Below are 19,168 nucleotides of genomic sequence, written 5' to 3' on the forward strand. Positions count from 1 at the left end.
CACTTGCCGCATTTCCAAGGAAATGGCTTTTCTTCGGACATTTTTTTCACCCTCTCGGACATTTTTTTCACCCTCGCTGCTCATGTGCGCTCACGATCAAAACCGCCGGACAGTCGGGGGCATCATCAACTACGACTTCCAGGAGCGCGCGACCAACAAGCCCCCGCGCGCCACCACGCCCCGTGGTAAAAACGATGGCCTGACTATATCATACGTGTGACGAGCAGCTTCGAGCTCGCTGGTTCCGTGAGCGGAGCATGTTTAGCATCGAATATGCCGAAAGCGTTGCCGACGACTTGAATGACTTGCGGGCGTTTGACCGAACAAGGCTTCTCGACCGCATCGACCGGCAATTAAGTAGCGAACCCACACGCCAAACGCGAAACCAAAAGATCGTCATCGGCCTGCAGGCCCCTTGGGACCATGAAGAGCCGCTTTGGCAATTGCGGATCGACGAATTCCGCGTGTTCTACGACGTAGATGAAGCGGGTAAGCGGGTTATCGTACGAGCGATTCGCCGAAAACCGCCCCACAAGACGACCGAGGAAATCCTATGAAGACCGTCAACCTTAATCAGACGAACCTTGAGGCTTGCATCGAGGAAGCCCAGCGAGGCAGTCTGCTTATCCTGCGCAACGGCGCGCCCGCCGCGGTGCTGCTCGGCGTCGAGGGAATGGACCAAGAGCAAGTTGAATTGGGCCTGAGTGATCGTTTCTGGAAGCTTATCGCCGAGCGCCGGCAAGAGCGCACCCTCAGTCGCGCGCAATTGGAAGAAAAAATGAGTGGCCAAAGTTGATAGCCAGACTCGCTTCCACCATCGCCTGACTTCTCACGAAGTCAGCTACGGTGTCAAGGTGCCGCCGCAGGTTCTTCGATGCGCTCGAAGGTGAACTCGCCGCCGCGATAGTCGACGCGCACGCCCGTCTCGGGGCCCAACGTTCCCTTCAACATCTCCGTCGCCAGCGGGTTTTGAATCTGCTGCTGCACCACGCGCTTCAGCGGACGGGCACCATAGGTCGGGTCGTAACCGAGCTTGGCGATCTCGTCGAGCGCCGCTTCCGTCACCTCCAACTGAATTTCGTGCTGGGCGAGCTGCTTCTGCAATCGCCCGATCTGAATCTGTACGATCCGGTGCAGGTGCTTTCGGTCGAGCGGATGGAATACGATCGTCTCGTCGATGCGGTTCAGGAACTCCGGTAAAAAGCTGGCCTGCAAGGCGTTTTTTACCGCTTCGTCGATGTCTTCCTGACGACCGCCGGCGCGGGTAATCTCCTGGATCGCTTGGCTGCCGATGTTCGAGGTCATGACGATGATCGTGTTCGTGAAGTCGACCGTGTGGCCCTGATTGTCGCTCAATCGCCCGTCGTCGAGCACCTGCAACAGGATGTTGAACACGTCGCGGTGGGCCTTCTCGATCTCATCCAAAAGCACGACGGAGTAAGGCCGCCGCCGGACCGCTTCCGTCAGCCGGCCGCCTTCTTCGTAACCGACGTAGCCCGGAGGAGCGCCGATCAGACGGCTGACGGTATGCCGCTCCATGAACTCGCTCATGTCGAGACGGACCATCGCGTTCTCGTCGTCGAAAAGCACCTCGGCCAGCGCCTTGCAAAGCTCCGTCTTGCCCACGCCCGTCGGTCCCAGGAAGATGAACGAGCCGATCGGCCGGTTCGGATCTTGCAGGCCTGAACGACTGCGGCGGACCGCATTCGACACCGCCTCGACCGCTTCGTCTTGCCCGACCACGCGCTGATGGAGCCGCTCTTCCAGCACCAACAGCTTGGCGCGCTCGGTCTCCATCATGCGGCTCAGGGGGATGCCGGTCCAGGCGCTGACGATCTCGGCGATTTCTTCGGGGCCGACCTCCCGGCGCAGCAACCGCCGGCCGGTGGTCGCCGTATCGCGGCCGTCGCGGTCGGCGGGCGTCAATTCTTCCAGGTGCTTGAGCAGCTTCTTGCGTTCGACGTCAAGCTGATAGAGCCGCTGATAGAGCGACTCTTCGATCGGCATGCCGGCGGCCTGCTTCTCTTTGATCTGCGAGTTGAGCTGCTGGAACTCCAGCTCGACCTTGTCGAGTTGATTGCGGGTCTGTTGCACGTCGCCCAGGCCCATTTTCTCGGCTTCCCATTGCTCGCGCAGGCTGGCCAGCTTCCGCTTCAACTCCTGCATCTCGTCTTCGATCTCCGCCCGACGCTCGACGGCGTGCTCTTCGGTTTCTTCGGCCAACTGCCGGGCAGCCAATTCAAGCTGCGTGATCCGCCGCTGCACTTCGTCGATTTCCGAGGGGACGCTTTGCAGCTCCATCGCCAGCCGGCTGGCCGCTTCGTCGACCAGGTCGATCGCTTTGTCGGGCAAGAAGCGGTCGGTGATATAGCGGTGCGAGAGGTTGGCCGCGGCCACCAGCGCCGAATCGCGAATCTTTACGCCTTTGTGATGGGCCTCGTAGCGGCCTTTCAGCCCGCGCAGGATGGCGATAGTGTCTTCCACGTTCGGCTCGCCAACGTAGACCGGTTGAAAGCGCCGCTCCAGCGCCGCGTCTTTCTCAATGTGCTTGCGATATTCGTCGAGCGTGGTGGCGCCGACGCAGCGCAGCTCGCCGCGGGCCAAAGCCGGTTTGAGCAGGTTGGCGGCGTCGGCCGCGCCCTCGGCGGCGCCGGCGCCGATGACCGTGTGCAGCTCGTCGATGAACAGTACGATTTGGCCGCCGGCTGTCTGGACTTCTTTGAGCACCGCTTTCAGCCGCTCTTCGAACTCGCCGCGGAACTTGGTGCCGGCGATCAGGGCGCCCATGTCGAGCGCCACGACCCGCCGGTTTTTGAGCGTTTCGGGCACGTCGCCCTGCACGATGCGCGAGGCCAGCCCTTCGACGATGGCGGTCTTGCCCACGCCCGGCTCGCCGATGAGCACGGGATTGTTCTTCGTCCGCCGTGAGAGAACCTGGATCACGCGGCGGATTTCCTGGTCGCGGCCGATGACCGGGTCGAGCTTGCCTTGCCGCGCGCGTTCGACCAGGTCGATGCCGTACTTTTCCAGCGCCTGATACTTGGCCTCCGGGTTCTGGTCTTCGACACGAGCGCTGCCGCGGACCGCCTGCAACGCCTGCAACACTTCCTTGTCGGTAATGGCGTTCAGCTTCAACACCTGTCGGGCCTTGGTATCGACCTTGGTCAGGGCCAACAGCAAGTGCTCGACCGAAACGAAGTCGTCCTTCATCGTGTCGGCCTCGCGATGGGCCGCCTCGAAGACCTGCATCAGGCTGCCCGCGGGCTGCGGCGGAGCCCCGCCGCTGGCCCGCGGCAGATGGCCCAATTCGGCCTGCAAAATGCGATCAAGCTGTTGCCGGTCCGCGCCGATCTTTTCGATCACGGCGTTGAAAATGCCCTCGCCCGCGCCGGCCAGCGCGGCCAACAGATGAAGAGCCTCGATCTGCGGATTGCCCCGTTCGGCCGCGAGCTCTTGTGCCCGTTGTACGGCTTCCTGGGCTTTGATGGTGAATTTGTCGAATCGGACGGCCATGGGTATGGTTGGGTCTAGGTTGTTCGGCGAAGGGATGAGGGATGAGGGGTGAGGGGTGAGGGATTGGCTTTCTGCGTTTGTTGTGCAAAAGCCTTTCTACTAGAATGTCGTTTATGGCTACGATCGAAACATTGCTGACGGCTGAAGAGTACCTGGCACTTCCCGATAACGGATGTCCGACGGAACTGGTGCGTGGAAAGGTCATTCCCATGAACGTCCCCGGTTTCCACCATGGCGAACTGTGTGCCGGTGTGGCGGGGCCGTTATGGCAGTTTGCCAAGCAGCGACAGTTGGGACATGTCATTACCAATGACTCGGGAGTCGTTACCGAACGTGGCCCCGATACCGTCCGCGGTCCTGATGTCTCCTTCTACAGTTACTCGCGCGTCCCCAAGGGGGTGTCGCCTGCCGGTTACCCTAATGCCGTCCCCGAGGTCGCCGTCGAGGTTCGTTCGCCCACCGATCGCTGGCCCAAGGTACTGGCAAAAGTCAGCGAGTACCTCGACGCTGGCGTCGATTTGGTCTACGTCGTCGATGCCCAGTCGCGGACGGTCTTTGCCTATACCGCCGATCAGCCGGGCACGCCTTTGGGCCTCGGCGCCGAAATGACGTTCCCGCCGCCGCTCGACGGCTTGCGCATCGCCGTGCGCGACGTCTTCGAGCCGTAGGCCGCGTAAGGTGGGACAAAGTCGCCTCGGCGACTGCCGGCCCACAGTTATGTGCGTGAATCTAACGCGCGACCGAGCCAATAACGGTGGGCCGGCGCTCGCAAGCTCGCTGGTCCCCACCTTACGACGCCGCGCGAGGTTCCGCTTCAATCCAAAATCCAAAATCGAAAATCCAAAATCCTACTTCGCGTCCTTCACCTCAAACTCCGCATCGATCGCATCCTCTTCGCCGGCGGGCTTCGCGCCGCCGTCGGCGCCCGGCGCCGCGGCGCCGGCACGGGCCTGCGACTCGTAGAGCGTCTTGCTCAGCGCGTGCGATGCCTGCTCCAGTTCCGATACGGCCGACTTGATCGCCTGCACGTCGTCGCCCTGGGCCACCTCGCGCGTCCGCTTGATCGCCGCCTCCAACGGCGACTTGTCGCCCTCGCTCAGCTTGTCGGCGTGCTCCTTGATCAGCTTTTCCATCTGGAAGCACATCGACTCGGCCTGGTTGCGCGTTTCGGCCAACTCGCGCTTCCGCTTGTCTTCGGCGGCGTGCGACTCGGCGTCTTTCCGCATCCGCTCGATCTCGTGCTCGTTCAGACCGCTGGACTGCTCGATCTTGACCGTTTGCTCCTTGCCCGTGCCGAGATCCTTGGCCGACACGTTGAGAATGCCGTTGGCGTCGATATCGAACTTGACCTCGATCTGCGGCATGCCGCGCGGGGCGGGCGGAATGCCCTCCAAGTTGAATTGGCCCAGCAGGCGGTTGTCGGCCGCCATCTCGCGTTCTCCCTGGAACACGCGGATCGTGACCGCGGTCTGATTGTCGTCGGCCGTGCTGAAGACGTTCTTTTTCTCCGTCGGGATCGTCGTATTGCGTTCGATGAGCTTGGTCATAATGCCGCCCAACGTCTCGATGCCCAGCGACAGCGGCGTCACGTCGAGCAGCAATACGTCTTTGACCTCGCCCGCCAGCACGCCGCCTTGGATCGCGGCGCCCACGGCCACCACCTCGTCGGGATTCACGCCTTTGTGCGGATCTTTGTTGAAGATCTTCTTGACCAGTTCCTGCACCTTGGGAATACGCGTCGAGCCGCCCACGAGCACGACCTCGTCGATCTCGCTGGGCTTCATCTTGGCGTCGGTGAGGGCCTGCATCACCGGGCCGCGGCAGCGCTCGATGAGATGGTCGACAAGCTGCTCGAACTTCGAGCGGCTGATCGAGAACTGCAAATGTTTGGGACCTGAAGCATCGGCCGTGATGAACGGCAGGTTGATGTCGGTCGTGCTTTGCAGGCTCAACTCTTTCTTGGCCTTCTCGCAGGCTTCCTGCAGACGTTGCAGAGCCATCGTGTCTTTGCGCAGGTCGATGCCCTGTTCCTTCTTGAACTCGTCGGCCACGTGGTTGATGAGCACCTGGTCGAAATCGTCGCCGCCCAAGTGCGTGTCGCCGTTGGTGCTGATCACGCGGAACAGCCCTTCGTCGACCTGCAGAATCGAGACGTCGAACGTGCCGCCGCCCAGGTCGAACACCACGATCTTTTCCGACTCTTTCTTGTCGAGCCCGTAGGCCATCGCAGCGGCGGTCGGCTCGTTGATGATGCGGGCCACTTCCAGACCGGCGATCTGACCGGCGTCCTTGGTGGCCTGCCGCTGCGCGTCGTTGAAGTAGGCCGGCACGGTGATGACGGCTTTGTTGACCTTGTGCCCCAGATAGGCCTCGGCGGCCTCTTTCAGCTTGCGCAGAACTTTGGCCGAGATCTCCGGCGGCGTGTGTTCCTTGTCGCCAATCTTGACCTTCACGTAGTCCTGCGGCCCGCCGACGATGGTATAAGGCACGATCTTCTCTTCGGTAGCCACTTCACTGTGACGCCGGCCCATGAACCGCTTGATCGAATAGACCGTGCGCGTGGGATTCGTCACCGCTTGCCGCCGGGCAGGCTCGCCCACCAGCGTCTCGCCCTTATCGGTGAATGCCACCACGCTGGGAGTCAGCCGGTTGCCTTCTTGGTTGGCGATCACCTTGGGGTCGCCGCCTTCCATCACCGCGACGACGGAGTTGGTGGTTCCGAGGTCGATGCCGATGATTTTTTCGCCTTGTGCCATTAGCTTATGCTCCTCATGTCAGTCCGGTGCCCCGGCCCAGATCCGAGCGGGGACGTGGTGAATGGGCTCTCAACGTTGGGATAAGTTTACAGCATCCCTAAGCAAAGCCTATGCCGGCGGCGTAAACGCCGAAGCGGATGACGTAAACGTTTTCACAGAAAGAGGTTGCAAGTTACCGACGTTCGCTCGCCGCTGCCATCCGTTCGCTTCGGCCGGCCGCGTCTGCCATTTTGGCACACTCGGCACACGCGCAGGCGGCAAAGCCCTCATTTTCGGCCACATCCTTGACACTAGCTAACGTGGCTAGTACAAGGGCCACAGTAACCCCATGCTACTCTAGGTGTAGATCGTTGCCGGAACGGCATTTGAGAAGAGCGAAATGGCCAACCAGTCCGGTTCTCGCCCCACAAAAAAACCATCCCAGCGCGGCGACAGCGAGGCCGGGGCCAAGGCCGAAATCGAGCGGACCGACCGCGAATTAGTCAAACTGCTGAACCAGCGTGCCAAGGCGTATGCCCAGCTTTATAAGCATTCGCTGAAGGCCAACGGGCCTGTGCCGCCGCCCGAACCGGAGCCGGAAGCCGTCGGGCGGGCGCTGGCTCACAACAAAGGGCCGCTTTCCAACGATGCCTTGCGGGCGATTTTTCGCGAGTTGACGAGTGCCGGCCGGTCGCTGGAAAAACCGGTCCGGCTGGCGGTGCTCGGTCCGGCCTACAGCTACAGCCACTTGGCCGCCATCGACCGTTTTGGCACCAGCGTCGAGCACGTGCCGGTGGGGAGCATTGCCGCCGTGTTCGAGGAAGTGAACCGTGGCCAGGCGGCGTTCGGCGTGGTGCCGCTGGAGAATTCGACCGACGGCCGCATCGCCGATACGCTCGACATGTTCACGCGGTTGCCCGTGCGCATCTGCGGCGAGGTGCAACTCCGCATTCACCACTACTTGCTTGGCCGCTGTGCTCGTGCCGACGTCACGGAGGTGTATAGCCGGCCGCAGGCATTGTCGCAGTGCCGAAACTGGCTTTTGCGGCACCTGCCCACAGCGCGGACCGTCGAAGTGACCAGCACCTCGACGGCCGCGCAACTGGCGCAAGACAAGCAGGGCGCCGCGGCCATCGCCAGCTTCCAGGCCGGCGTCCACTACGGTCTCGACGTGCTGGCCGAGAAGATCGAAGACAACCCGGCCAACGTCACCCGCTTCGCGGTACTGGGGCACGAATCGGCGGCCCGCACGGGCCAGGACAAGACGGCGCTCATGTTTCAGGTGGCCCACAAGCCCGGCAGCCTGGCCGACGCCATCGCCATCTTCAAGCGAGGCAAGCTCAATTTGACCTGGATCGAATCTTTCCCGATTCCGCAGTCGGAAGGGCAATACCTCTTCTTTGTGGAGGTGGACGGGCACGAGAAAGACGCCCGGCTGCGCAAGGCGCTCGACACGTTGACGCGCAAGGCGTTGCGGCTGGAAGTGCTGGGGTCGTATCCGCGGAGCCAGCCGGTCGGCTAGCGCTCTAGTCTAAGCTCAGGCGGCCGATATAATTCGGCTGATCTTATTCCCTTACCGCAGGCGACGTACGGAGAGTCTTTCATGGAACGCGAGTTGACCGATCGAGCGACGGCCATTCATCAGCGGATCACCCAACTTCGGGACTCTCTTTGACTACGACAGCAAACGGGCCAAGGCGGCCGAGATTGAAGCCCGAATGGGCCAGCCGGGCTTCTGGGATAATCAAGAGCGGGCGCAGGCCACCGTGGGCGAGCTGAAGGCCCTGAACGCCATCATCAAGCCGATCGGCGAAATGATTGCCGCCAATGACGACCTGGCCGTCATGTTGGAAATGGCCGAGGAAGATCCGCAAATGGCGGCCGAGGTGCCTCCGGAGCTGGAACGGTTGGAGGGCCGGCTCGATGAGTTGGAGCTCAAGGCCCTGCTCGACGGTCCGCACGACGCCAACCACGCCATCCTTTCGATCAATGCCCGCGACGGCGGCATCGACGCCAACGACTGGGCCGAGATGCTGTTGCGGATGTACATTCTGTGGGCGCAGAAGAACGGCTACGAAACCGAAGTGCTCGACCGGCAAGACAACGAAGAGGCCGGCATCTCCAACGCCACGATCGCCGTCCGCGGGCCGATGGCCTACGGCTATCTGAAGGGCGAGACGGGCATGCACCGCTTGGTGCGCATCAGCCCGTTCAACGCCGAAGGGAAGCGGCAGACCAGCTTTGCCGCCATCGATGTGTCGCCCGAAATCGGCGAGTCGGCCGAGATTGAAATTCGCGACGACGATGTGCGCGAAGACGTCTTCCGTGCCAGCGGCGCGGGTGGCCAGCACGTGAACAAGACCTCGAGCGCCATTCGCCTCACGCACCTGCCGACGGGCATCGTCGTGCAATGCCAGAACGAGCGCAGCCAGCACAAGAACCGGGCCACTGCGATCAAAATGCTTCGGGCGCGGCTGGCGCGGCTTGAGGAGGAAAAGCGCGAGGCGGAGCAGGCCGCCAAGTATCAATCGCAGGCCAAGACGGGTTTCGGCTCGCAGATTCGCAACTACTTTCTGCATCCGGACCAGCGCGTGAAAGACGCCCGCACCGGCTATCTGGTCGGCAACTTTCAGAGCGTGCTGGATGGCAACGCGCTGCAAGGTTTTTTGGACGCCTTCTTGCAGTGGCGGGTGGGAAAAGAGGTGGCGGGGGCGGAGAAGTAAGCGGACGCTTTCGACCGGCTCAGGATTAGGAGGTTAATCGTGGTTGTCCAGCAGATCGTTTTGCAGCCGCGTCCAAATGGTTTCTAACTCGTCGCAAGAGAGCATCTGCAATTCTTCCCGTGGCAGAACATCCTGTCCCAGCGACTTTTGCAGCGTTGGAATGACTGTTCGCAGTGCCTCCGCGCGTCCGTCCGCGAGGCCCTTCTCGCGTCCTTCTGCGAGGCCCTTCTCGCGTCCTTCTGCGAGGCCCTTCGCCTCGGCTGCGTCGGCCGCCTCGGCCGCTTGCTGAACGGCTTGCTGAACGGCTTGCTGAACAGCTTGCTGAACGATTTGCTGAGCACGTTGTTCAGCGGCTCGTTGAACGGTTTCTTCATACGACGCCTTGTCGCGCCGCTCCTGCAGCCGGGCTTCATAGAGCTCACGTTCCGGATCGATACGCGAAATCATAAACAGGTCTCCTAATGCCCAGCGGAGCTCCGGCACGTCCAAGGTTACGGGCACGGTCTCCGCATCGAGGTATTCGCCATTCCGCAAGAAATAGAGCCAGCGGTCGAGCGGCGTCGCCAGCTCATCAATTCCTTTCTTGAACTTCGGTAATTCCAGGATATACAGCGCCAGTTGATCCGTAAAGAGCGTCTGACGGCGGCGCTCGCGCAGCTCGAAGATCGACTGGTAATCCGGCAGTTCCGGGAACAGCGGCGTATCGACAAAGCAAACTGCGATCGTCGGCCGCAGCTCCCGCCAGTTCTCGCCTTGGTGCAACTGTTCCTGGTAAAGTGCCGCCCAATAGAAGAGCGCTCGCTGGCGGAATGCGTCGTCGGCCAGCATTTGCATCTCGACCAAGAACTGCCGACCACTTTCGTCACGGGCCTTGATATCGACGATGCAAGTTTTGGCGGTTTCAAAGGCCTTTGCATTGAAGGGGTTGAGCAACTCCAGGCCGACAATGCCTTCGCCGGCGGCCGGCTCCAAAACCGCATTCAGCAGGCTGACGAGCGCCGGCTTGCTCTCTTCGCGGCCAAAGACGTGCTTGAATGCGTAGTCGACCTTGGGATCCGTCTGCGTTTTCATGGAAAGATGTGGATCGCGGTTCGTTGACGAAGTCGCACCCAGCTTAGCGACGGACGCGGCGCGGATCAAACAGGTCCGCCAGGCCTACCGTTATTTCATGGCCGACTTCCAGTTCATCCGGCGGCTCGCCCAGTTCACATGGATGAGCGAGCCAAGTGGCAAACTCCGCTTTGGCTTGAAAAGAGGGGTCGTTTGCTTCAATGGGAATAACATCTTCGCGATCGAGTCTGCCCAAGTAGTGTCGCGCGACCTCCGAATGGTTCACGTCCAGACAATACCTCGCAAGCATTTTTAAGCCGGCTTCGCGGCCAAGCGTTGCGACGGCCCAGGCGGCTACGATCTGCACGCCGGGGTCGATATGATCCATGGCCAGGGCCAGAAGTTGGTCGCGGGCGGGGTTGCTTATGAACGGCAGCGCATTGGCAGCGCTGCGGGCATAACTAAAGTTCTCCGTGTCTCGGTCTTCCAACCAGTCCTGCAACCGCTGCCAACCGCTTGCCGAGTCAAACGGATGCCGCGGCAACTCATCTTCCACGGCGGCCCTGTTCGCGCTATCGAGCAAGGCCACCGCCAGAAAAGCGGGCGGCAGCGGATCGCCCAACGCCTCGAACGCATAGTCGCGATCTGGATGGCCTTGGGAAAGCTCAGACAAGATCACGTGCCACTGGTAGTCATCGGGCTTGAGCGGTCGCTTTGCCGCTGCGACGATTCTTTCCGCCCCTTCGCGCGATCCATACAGGGCCAGAATCGTCAGCACGAAAAGCAAGTCTTCAGCATCGTCATCATCGACGCGGCGGATTCGGGCATCGAAAATACGAATTAGTTGCGGCAAACCCTCGTCGTACAGAACTTCAAATGCCGGAACATCGCCGCTCTCGACATCTCGAAACAGCCCAGTCAGCGCATGCAGCGGCGATGAAAAATGATTTCCATCCGAACGCAGGGGCAGCTTGTCAAGCGCCCCGCAAATCGCTTTGGCGTCCTTGCGCGAACGAATAGTGTAGTTGCCCAGTGTGCGTAGCTCCTCCGCCAGATCACCATCCTGTTTCATTCCTCGAGCTATCGCACGCTGCAGCGGGGTTCGGAACATTTCTGATCGCTCCTTTCGCTTCGACTGTGCCGCAGCCAACGCTTTTCGGCAGTTCGGCCGTTCGGCGTCTCCTTGGCAATCAGGGCCAGTGCAAGACACCATCACTTTACGCCACCCGACTCGGGATCTGCAATCCAAGGTAAACCGTGGGCGGCACGACGAGCCTCGCACAGACTCTGCTACGTTCACGATCTCCCTGCACCGCGGAAAATTCGGGCAGCCGTAAAACAACTGGTCGGTGTTCGATCCCTTTTGGGCGACTCGCCTCACCATCTCCACTCCGCACCTTGGGCAGACCGGACCGGCGGCGGCTGCGGGCGCAACGAAGCTGGCACCCCGGGTGCCGCGACGCGGTTCGATGAGGGCCGCCAAACTCGGCCGGTCGGTAGGCCGCCCGTGCCGGGACGCGGACAAGCGGCAGCCCAGCCACCTCGAAGACGCGATCGACAAACTCGTCGCCCTCCTGGCGATCAGCTCCTGGTAGGCGGCCATCCATTTCTAAAGTGGTTGGCCGCTGAAGAGGACGGTTCAGCTTTTGGCGGTCTTCACGCTTCTGTTCATGGCGGGCACCGCGTTTATCGGGCTTGTGCATCAGGTGGCCTGGCTGGCAGCGGCTCCCGAACCGCTCACCCGCTACCGGCTCTGGAAGAATTCCTACTTCAACTCCGAGTCGAACCTGAGGTTCATCGGCAACGGCTTCTACACGGCCAGCGACTACTACAAGCGGGTTCCGCCGAACGGCAAGGCTCCCGAATTGAAACAAGGGTCCGCGGACCTCTGGTGCCCATACCCAGTTGTGGGCCTGATCCGCGGTGCGTTCGCTCGAACATGCGGTTGCAGCCGGTTCGACAGGGACTATGCTTTACAGATCATCGGGGAGGGTTGATATGAACCGCTCAACATTACTTTCGGTCATCACGTGCGGCTCATGCCGATCGAAGTGCGGGGAGAAGTCAATTGGCTCGTCAACCGTACGCAAACCGGCTGGGCAGTCACGTTGCTGAATCCCGCCGGGCAAGATAAGCCGCAACAAGGAATCACGCCGACCGATTACCGCCAAAACCGTGTTGTGACCATTGTCTCGCACGTTCCTTTCAGCAACGCGCGCGATCGCTTGTTGCCCGACGACCCCCTGGAGATCGAAGCCGATCGTGTGGTGCTTGAAGTCCCTGCGGGCAGTGTCCGAATCGTCGAGATCAAGTAGACATCTCGGCAACCGCCACGCCTATTTCTTTTCAGGCGACTTTTGCGACGGCAGCCCCATCACGTCGAGGCTCTCGAAGTTGTTCACGTTCAACCGCTGCAGCTTCGGTTCATACAGGATCCGGTTCGCCGCGAAGTCGATGGGGTTCGAGCCGTTCTGCTGATCGCGATAGAACGTGGCGGCGCTGCGGCCGTCGCCGGAGAGCACCAGCAAGTCCTTGTTCGAGGCATACCGCAAGTTGCGGCAGCGCGACAAAAAGTCGGAGCCTTCGATCACGATGTTGCCTTCGCCGTACAATTCCACCGCCGGCTGGCTGTCGCCGGTCAGGCCGTTCTTGGCCACCGTGAGCTGGTCGCACTTGAGCACGAAGCCTTCCGTTCCCAGCCGCTTCGGATAGTTGGGGTCGAGCCACTGCTGCCAGCGGAGCACGGGGCCGTAGACGGCCGTCACCCGGCGGTGCAAGGTGACGATGTCGCGCCGCTGATTGCCGGTCAACTTTTCGACGAAGGTGGCATTCAAATAAACAAGCCGCGTGCGGTTTTTCGAGGGAGGCGCGGCCGGTTTTTTCTTGGAGCCGCCCGGAGTCACCGCCGGCGTGCTGCCGTCGTCGAGCCAGGTGCGCGTGATGACGCCGTCGCCGCGGGCCACGAAATCGCCCGTCGCATAGTCGAACACCAGATCGCGGGCCACCAATCGCTCCCAGGAAAGCACCCTGCCGCGTTGCCGTTCATGCCGGTCGAGGTCGACGTGTTGGCGGCACACGAGCCGCTGCACTTGCGGCCGCGTTCCATCGTTATCGGAGCCGAAGCGCACCTGCTCGCGGAAGGTCACCTGCAGCTCCGGCGTTTTCAGCACCGCTTCGTCGTTCCTGGCCACCACGTCCCGCTCAAAATCAGCCGTGAGGCCGTCGAACCGCATGCGGCCGTTCCAGTGGATCTCCAACTGCTGCGGCCGCGCGAGCTTGCGTCCCTGCATGTCTTCGTCGACGGGCAACACCAGCGTCCCTTCGCCCGGTATCCAGAGCTGGTTCTTGGCGCGGTCGAGATGGATGTTGCCCGCCTTTTGCTTGTCGCCGCCGATGAGCGTCATGCCCTGCGCGTCGACGCGTGCCGGCCGGCCGGTGATGCGGACTTTGGCCTCGCCCGGCGCCGGCTGCACCAGATGGATTTGCTCGCCTTGGATGACCATCAACTGTTCGGGCGGTCCTTCAAGGGGTTGGTGCTGCTTGGCCAGCGAGGGCAACTCCTTGCAAAGGGCGTCGCCGTCGAGCTGCACTTCCGTCACTTCGGTCTTGCCGGCCACGAAACGGGCCTGGACTTTGAGCACGTCGCCGGAGACGTTCCAGCGTTGATCGGGCGGGGCGCGCTCGGCCTTTTGCTCCGGCGGCGGTTCGGCCGGCGCGGCGGGATCCGCCGGGCCGCTGGCCACGACGGCCGGATCTTCGGGAGCGAACCAGATATCCATCTCGCGAACGATGCCGCTCAATTGCGGCGCGTTAGGACGGACGTGGCCGCGAGCGGTCATCTTTTCCGGCACCAAGCCTCCCTGGCCGGTTGGCCCGCCGAAAGACGGCGCCTGCGTGCCCGCCGCCGCTTTTCGCAGCCAAACGTGAATCTCGTCCGCCTCCAGAGAGCCGGTGTCGGTGCTCTCCACGTAAGCATTGCCCAGGATCGAAAGCACCTGGCTGCCTTCGTAGGGCTGAAAGGTCAATCGCGTCGTCCATTTCACAAAAAGCTTCTGGTCCGGATCGGCGGGCGGCGCGCCGCGCAGCCAGCCCTTGCCACGGGCATCGACCCGCCGCGGAGGCCCCGAAGGCGACTCCGGGTCGGACTCGAACTCCAACTCGCGGGCATGGATTTCGCGGAGCTGGCAGGTCGCGGGGTCGAGCTGGCGGAGCGTCGCCTCGTCGTTATCGAGCAGCTTGCCGCTGCGAGTTTGCACGTCGTATTCCAGCCGCCGCCCGCGGGCCTCGACGCCGTTGGAGCGCGAATCGAGGATCACCGGGTTGCCGTCGGCCGTGATGTAGCGCGGCCGCAACCTGGGCATGCCTTTGCCGCTGGTATCGCCGGCCGCGGTCTTGACCGTCGGGTCCGGCTCGAACCGCACCGACAATCGCTGGCAGGTCAGCCGGTCGCTGTCACCAACCGGGTTCAACCGCACCACTTCGACCCGCTCGTGGAACGTGGCCACGTAACGCCGCAGGTCGACGTGCAGCCGTCCCTGGCAACTAATCTCGACGGGCGGCTTGGGCGATGCAGGCTTGGCATCGGCGGCAGCGGTGGGAGCGGTGGGAGCGGCCGGCTTGGAGCCAGCCATAAACAAATCGCCGTCGGCCGTCTCCATGCGCATGTGGACATCGCGGGCCAACTCGAATGTCTTGGCCGGCCCCGACGAGGGCTGAGCGGCCTTCTCGGCGGCGGTGGTCAGCTCCAGCCGCATCTCGCGGCCCCGCCCTCGATTTGGCCCATAGAAGAATTCCACAAGCCGCGGTGTGGTGATGCAATCGTGGTCCAAGGTCACGTTTTCGGTGAGCAGCAACAGATCGTCTTCGGGGCCCGGCGAACGTTGCTCGCTGCGAATCGTCACCTTGCCGGGCATGTGGCCGCCCACGATCTTGCTGCCCATCTGCCCTTTCTTGATGTCGATCGGCTCGGCAAACCGCAGCGTGGCGCCGTCGGGCGAGCGAAGCACGATGGCCCGCCGCAGACGCTCTTCTTCATCGTCGAACTGGCCTTCGGGCAAGAAGATCATCGTACACGGGTTGAGCGTCACCACGTGCGGATCTTCGGGATCGGGGTGATAGTCTCGCAGCAACAGCTTGCCCTGGGCCGTCTCCAGGATTTTGGGCGAGGTCAGCTCCCAATCGCCGTCCTTGAACCAGCGGCGCAGGTCGGCCCGCTGATTGGCCACGCTGCCCAGGGCCTGCTCGCGCTCTTCCGCGGTGATCTCGCCGTGGTCGCCGGCCGCGTCTTCCGGCTCGATCAACGGCACGGCCGCCAGCGAATAGACGCAATAGGCCGCCACGACGACCACAAAGCTGCCGATGATGCGCAACGGTCGACTCATCAAGCTCCCGCTCAAGCTTCATACTTTTGGATGACGTCGTCCCACCGCTGCTGCGACTTGAGAACCAGTTCGACGGTTTCGCGCACGGCGCCCTGCCCGCCGGCAACCTGAGTGACGTAGGCCGCAGCCTCGCGCACTTCGGCACAAGCGTCGGCCACCGCCACGCCCAGTCCGGCGGCACGGACCGCCGCCAGGTCGGGCAAGTCGTCGCCGATGTAGCAAACCTGCTCCAGGGCCAGCCGGAACTGCGCGGCGATCTCGCGGAGCGCGGCCAACTTGTTCTCGGTGCCTTGCCGCACGATGTCGATGCCCAACTCGGCCGCGCGGACGTTGACGATGTGCGAGTTTCTGCCGGTCACGATTCCGAACTTGCCTCCGGCCCACTGCCACAGCTTGATGCCCATGCCGTCGCGAATATGGAAACGCTTGGTTTCTATTCCCTCGTTATTGAACACGATGCTGCCGTCGGTCAGCACGCCGTCGACGTCGGCAACAATCAGTTCGATGGAGTGGCAGCGTTTGGCGATCGTCATTTGGAGGGTTCGGGGTTCAGGGTTCTCTCCCTGGCATCATACCGACGACGTCCGTCACGTCGAGCAGTCCGACCGGAATGCCGGCCGGACCGACGACGGGCAGCTCGCTGATCTTCAGTTCCGCCAGAATCGCCAGTGCGTCGGCCAGCATCGATCCCAGCGGCACCGTGCGGGGGTTGGCCGTCATCACGCCGCAAATCGGCTGGTCGAATGCCTCGTAGCGGCGGGCCTCGAACAACCGGGCCAGATCGCTGTCGGTGAAGATGCCGGTCAATCGGCCGTCTTCGCCCACAAGCAGAATGGCTCCCGTGCGGCGCCCCGGCCTGCGAAGCTCGGCGAACACCTGACGCACCACGTCGGACTCGCGGGCGATGCGGCATTCCGACAACGGCCGCATCCGCTCCTCGACCTTGCTGAGCTGCCGCCCCAAACTGCCGCCCGGATGAACGCGGGCAAAATCATGATGGCCGAACGAAACCATGCGGCTGGCAACCAGCGCCAAGGCGTCGCCCAAGGCGAGCATGGCCGTGGTGCTGGCGCTGGGAGCCAGTCCCAACGGACAAGCTTCTTTGAGCGGTCCCAGCTCCAGCGTCACCGTCGCGGCACGTCCGAGCGAACTCGATTCGCGACTCGTGACGGCGATGATCGGCACGTCGAGCGCCGCCAGCGAGGGCAGCATTCGCAGCACCTCTTCCGTCTCGCCGCTCTGCGACAGCACGAGCATCACATCGTCTTCGGCCACGCGTCCCAGGTCGCCGTGCATCGCTTCGGTCGGATGAAGAAAGATGCTGCGCGTGCCGGTCGAGGCGAGCGTGGCCGAGATTTTTTGACCGATCAAGCCGGCTTTGCCTATTCCGCTGACGATCACGGTGCCGCGGCAGCCCAGCAGACAAGCCGTGGCCTGGCAGAACCGGGCGTCGAGCCGCCGGGCGACTTTTTCCAGCGCCTGCGCCTCGATGCGGATGATCTCGCGCGCGTAGCTGAGCTGTTCAAAGGGCGTCAAGTGGCTCAGCGGGGCCGCGGCTTCGGTCATGGCATTAGGCGTTGGGCATGAGGGGCCGCGGATTGTATCGGCCCAGACAAATCGGGGCAATGCCCAGTAACCGGGGTCCAAATCCCGTGCCGCTACCTTTCAGACCTCGCGACGGTGTCGCCCGTTGCACCGCTCCCGCGTGAGACGTAGGCTGGCGATTGTTTACCGCTGATGCCCGCCTCCCGCACTCCGCTCCAGAACGCGCAAAATGACACCCGCTCACCCGACAATTATCTATCGAGTTGCTGACCCTCCGGATGTTCTGCATCACCCGGACCATCGCCGCGACGGCAAGCGACGCGGTGCATCCACCGGGCCCGTGATGGTCGCCGTCGCCACGCTGCTGCTCCTCGGGCTGCTCGTAGCGGGCCTTGTCGAACGGCCATCCAGACGCGTCGCCACAGAGACCGGAGCGTTATCCGCCGAACTCTCGCCGATGATCTATTGCGCGGCCAGCAACCGAGGGGTCATGGAGGCGGTCCGGGCGGATTACGAGAAGGAATTCGGTATCCCGGTGCAGGTGCAGTACGGAGCTTCGCAGACGCTGCTGGCTTCGCTGGAAGTGTCGAAGAGCGGCGACCTGTATCTGCCCGCCGACGATAGTTTTCTCACGGCGGCGCGAGAGCGCAATTTGATCGTTGACGATTTTGCCCTGGCCGACATGAAAGCCGTTGTGGCAGTTCCGAAAGGCAATCCGAAGCAGATTGCCAAGCTGGACGACTTGCTGCGCGACGAGATTCGCGTGGCGCAGGGCAGTCCTGAAGCGACCGCCATCGGCAAACTGACCAAAGCCGCGCTCTCAGCGATCGGCCGGTGGGAGACGCTCGCGCAGCATACCACCGTGATTAACACGACCGTCAACGAAGTGGCCAACGACGTGAAAATCGGGGCCGTCGATGCGGGCATCGTCTACGGACCCGTGCTGCACGACTATGAAACGTTGGAGGGGATTTCGATTCCCGAACTGGCGTCGATTCAGTCGCGGGTGGCGGTGGCCCTGCTGAAATCGAGTACCCGTCCGCGGGCGGCCGTCCACTTTGCCCGGTATCTTAGCGCTCGCGACAAGGGGCTGGTGCGGTATAGGGAGTTTGGCTTTGAGCCGGTCGAGGGCGATCCCTGGAGCGAGCAGCCGGAGTTGACGCTCTATGCGGGGTCGATGCTGCGGCCGGCAATCGAGGAGACGATCACCGAGTTCGAGCGCCGGGAGGGCGTCAAGGTCACGCGGGTTTACAACGGCTGCGGCATTCTAGTCGCGCAGATGAAAGCAGGCGAGGTTCCCGACGCCTATTTCGCCTGCGATACCGAGTTCATGAATCAGGTGAACGACATCTTTCCCAGCCCGGAATCTGTGTCGCAGAACGAACTGGTGATCCTGGTCAAGAAGGGGAATCCGCACGGCATCGAGTCGCTCGCGGATCTGAGCAAGCCCGGACTGCGGGTCGGTATCGGACACGAGAAGCAGTGTGCGATGGGCTGGATCACGCAGCGGACGTTCGAAGAAAGTGGTCTGCGGACCGAGGTGATGAAGAACGTCGTGGTGCAGACGCCGACCGGCGACATGCTCGTCAACCAGATGCGGAGCGGCTCACTGGACGCGGCGGTGGCTTACCTGAGCAACGCGGTCGGCGCGGCCGAGTTTTTGGACGCGGTCCGCATTCAGGGCATTCCCTGTTCGGTGGCCACACAGCCCTACGGCGTGGCGAAGGGCTCAGACCATCGCCAGTTGGGCCAGCGTCTGCTGCACGCGATCCGAACCGAGTCGTCGAAAGAGAAGTTCACCAGCGAGGGTTTTCGTTGGCTGGACGGGCAGAAGTCCGCCGAGGAACGCCGATGAGCGACATTTCGCGGCCCGTTTCCCGGAAGGCCGGCAGCCGTTCTAACCATGTCTCGATCTAGGACGCGGCTTTGCTGACAGCCGAGGGACGAGCCGCGTCTGCCCGTGCCCTGGGAGCCGCAGGCGCCGTGGGTCGCTCGCTTACGACGAGACGGTCGACTCCGCCGGCGACCAGATGCTGCACGAGGTTGTAAAAGATGATCGGCAACATCGCCGTGGGATGATCGGCCAGCGCCATCGAAGCCAGCACCAGGCCGGTGCCGTTGTTGTTCATGCCCAGTCCGAACATCAGCGACGTTCGTTCGCCGCCGCCGACCTGCAGTAGGCGAGCGATCGCCGGCAAGACGCGTCGAGTGACGCAAGATA

General features: G+C 62.5%; 16 protein-coding genes. 8 read left to right on the forward strand and 8 right to left on the reverse strand.

Annotated elements, in window-relative coordinates:
• Positions 1-257: 257 nt before the first annotated feature.
• Positions 258-557, forward strand: a complete 300-nt coding sequence (locus VNH11_24165; GenBank protein ID HVA49483.1) for a hypothetical protein — start codon at positions 258-260, stop codon at positions 555-557.
• On the forward strand, positions 554-796 hold the full coding sequence (locus tag VNH11_24170; protein HVA49484.1) for a hypothetical protein: 243 nt from the start codon (positions 554-556) through the stop codon (positions 794-796). The genes VNH11_24165 and VNH11_24170 overlap by 4 nt, the downstream gene beginning before the upstream one ends.
• Positions 797-849: 53 nt before the next feature.
• Here the strand turns inward: VNH11_24170 and clpB are convergent, their stop codons facing one another.
• A complete protein-coding gene (clpB, locus tag VNH11_24175) occupies positions 850-3,513 on the reverse strand; it encodes an ATP-dependent chaperone ClpB (GenBank protein ID HVA49485.1) in 2,664 nt (887 codons plus the stop codon).
• Between the two features lie 113 nt (positions 3,514-3,626).
• On the opposite strand from clpB, the gene VNH11_24180 reads away from it, so the two are divergent.
• Positions 3,627-4,181 carry a Uma2 family endonuclease gene (locus VNH11_24180; protein ID HVA49486.1) on the forward strand — a complete coding sequence of 185 codons (555 nt, stop codon included), beginning with the start codon at positions 3,627-3,629 and terminating at the stop codon, positions 4,179-4,181.
• A gap of 180 nt (positions 4,182-4,361) precedes the next feature.
• On the opposite strand, the gene dnaK is transcribed toward VNH11_24180, so the two are convergent.
• On the reverse strand, positions 4,362-6,269 hold the full coding sequence (dnaK, locus tag VNH11_24185; protein HVA49487.1) for a molecular chaperone DnaK: 1,908 nt from the start codon (positions 6,267-6,269) through the stop codon (positions 4,362-4,364).
• A gap of 379 nt (positions 6,270-6,648) precedes the next feature.
• Here dnaK and pheA point away from each other — a divergent pair, with 379 nt between their 5' ends.
• Positions 6,649-7,770, forward strand: coding sequence for a prephenate dehydratase (gene pheA / locus VNH11_24190; GenBank protein ID HVA49488.1), 1,122 nt, complete (start codon positions 6,649-6,651; stop codon positions 7,768-7,770).
• An 81-nt stretch (positions 7,771-7,851) separates the two neighbouring features.
• Positions 7,852-8,971 (forward strand): peptide chain release factor 2 gene (gene prfB, locus VNH11_24195; GenBank protein HVA49489.1). Its coding sequence is split into 2 segments (ribosomal slippage): positions 7,852-7,920 and positions 7,922-8,971, totalling 1,119 coding nucleotides; the frame shifts between segments, so codons are not numbered across the junction.
• Between the two features lie 33 nt (positions 8,972-9,004).
• On the opposite strand, the gene VNH11_24200 is transcribed toward prfB, so the two are convergent.
• Together VNH11_24200 and VNH11_24205 are read right to left on the reverse strand one after the other, a co-directional pair.
• Positions 9,005-10,042 carry an Rpn family recombination-promoting nuclease/putative transposase gene (locus VNH11_24200; GenBank protein HVA49490.1) on the reverse strand — a complete coding sequence of 346 codons (1,038 nt, stop codon included), beginning with the start codon at positions 10,040-10,042 and terminating at the stop codon, positions 9,005-9,007.
• Positions 10,043-10,085: 43 nt separating this feature from the next.
• Complete coding sequence (locus VNH11_24205; protein ID HVA49491.1) at positions 10,086-11,132, reverse strand: hypothetical protein; 1,047 nt, start codon at positions 11,130-11,132, stop codon at positions 10,086-10,088.
• Positions 11,133-11,667: 535 nt separating this feature from the next.
• Between VNH11_24205 and VNH11_24210 the strand changes: the two genes are divergently transcribed.
• A complete protein-coding gene (locus VNH11_24210; GenBank protein HVA49492.1) occupies positions 11,668-12,018 on the forward strand; it encodes a hypothetical protein in 351 nt (116 codons plus the stop codon).
• A gap of 42 nt (positions 12,019-12,060) precedes the next feature.
• On the forward strand, positions 12,061-12,336 hold the full coding sequence (locus VNH11_24215; GenBank protein ID HVA49493.1) for a hypothetical protein: 276 nt from the start codon (positions 12,061-12,063) through the stop codon (positions 12,334-12,336).
• A gap of 21 nt (positions 12,337-12,357) precedes the next feature.
• Here the strand turns inward: VNH11_24215 and VNH11_24220 are convergent, their stop codons facing one another.
• From VNH11_24220 to VNH11_24230, 3 genes are read right to left on the reverse strand one after another with little or no spacing between them, the layout of a single operon-like run.
• A complete protein-coding gene (locus tag VNH11_24220; protein HVA49494.1) occupies positions 12,358-15,402 on the reverse strand; it encodes a hypothetical protein in 3,045 nt (1,014 codons plus the stop codon).
• Positions 15,403-15,413: 11 nt separating this feature from the next.
• Positions 15,414-15,935 (reverse strand): HAD hydrolase family protein, encoded by a 522-nt coding sequence (locus tag VNH11_24225; GenBank protein ID HVA49495.1) that lies wholly within the window; start codon positions 15,933-15,935, stop codon positions 15,414-15,416.
• Positions 15,936-15,951: 16 nt separating this feature from the next.
• Positions 15,952-16,968 carry a KpsF/GutQ family sugar-phosphate isomerase gene (locus tag VNH11_24230; GenBank protein ID HVA49496.1) on the reverse strand — a complete coding sequence of 339 codons (1,017 nt, stop codon included), beginning with the start codon at positions 16,966-16,968 and terminating at the stop codon, positions 15,952-15,954.
• Between the two features lie 208 nt (positions 16,969-17,176).
• On the opposite strand from VNH11_24230, the gene VNH11_24235 reads away from it, so the two are divergent.
• A complete protein-coding gene (locus VNH11_24235; GenBank protein HVA49497.1) occupies positions 17,177-18,802 on the forward strand; it encodes a substrate-binding domain-containing protein in 1,626 nt (541 codons plus the stop codon).
• 58 nt (positions 18,803-18,860) lie between these two features.
• Here the strand turns inward: VNH11_24235 and VNH11_24240 are convergent, their stop codons facing one another.
• On the reverse strand, positions 18,861-19,145 hold the full coding sequence (locus tag VNH11_24240; GenBank protein ID HVA49498.1) for a hypothetical protein: 285 nt from the start codon (positions 19,143-19,145) through the stop codon (positions 18,861-18,863).
• Positions 19,146-19,168 lie beyond the last annotated feature (23 nt).

Source organism: Pirellulales bacterium (assembly GCA_035533075.1).
Lineage (GTDB): Bacteria > Planctomycetota > Planctomycetia > Pirellulales > JAICIG01 > DASSFG01.